This is a genomic window from Vibrio sp. 1402, from assembly GCF_033340275.1.
The window spans coordinates 1-629 of record NZ_JAWOWE010000387.1 but is presented as its reverse complement, the minus strand read 5'-3'; the positions used below and the strand labels follow the sequence as shown (position 1 = coordinate 629).

Sequence of the window (629 nt, the reverse complement as noted above, 5' to 3'; positions counted from 1 at the left end):
AAAGCTTCTCAATCCTTGGCAGAGGTTGAGTCTCAGATAGAGCGTCTTATAGAGATAATAGGGGATCTAGATGTTGCTGATGTAACGAGAGGTCATATCTCAAAATACAAAGATACCCTGTTACAATTGCCTAAGTCTAAAGCTAAAGAGATTAGAAACAAATCAGTACCTGAGCAGCTTGAGCTTGTTAAAACAAAAGGGCTTGAGACAATATCTCCTTCAACCGTTAAGACTATTCTCAGAAAGACTTCTCCTGTATTTGGCTATGCTGTTGAGCTTGGTCTGATAGACGTCAACCCGTACAAAGGCGTAACACTTCCTAAAGTACAGAATAAGTCTGCGGTAGCGGAAGCTAAAGGTTTTACTCCTAGTGAGATCAATCAGTTATTTAAGCTAGATATATTCACTGATGTCACTGCTAGTAAGCCTTATGGCATGGCTTGTTCTTGGGTGCCTCTTCTACGCAGGTATACGGGTTCTCGGATTGAAGAACTGGTTCACCTTAGAAGTTCAGATATACAACGATCAGACGAAGATATTCACTTTATTTATGTTCGTGAGGGTGAAGAGCAGAACGTAAAAAACGTTAAGTCTGTTCGACAAGTACCGATTCATGAGCACCTCATTGA

Annotated in this window: 1 pseudogene; it reads left to right on the top strand. The window is 40.7% G+C overall.

Annotated elements, in window-relative coordinates:
• Nucleotides 1-629, top strand: a pseudogene (locus tag R7044_RS26230) (integrase); the annotation flags it as partial.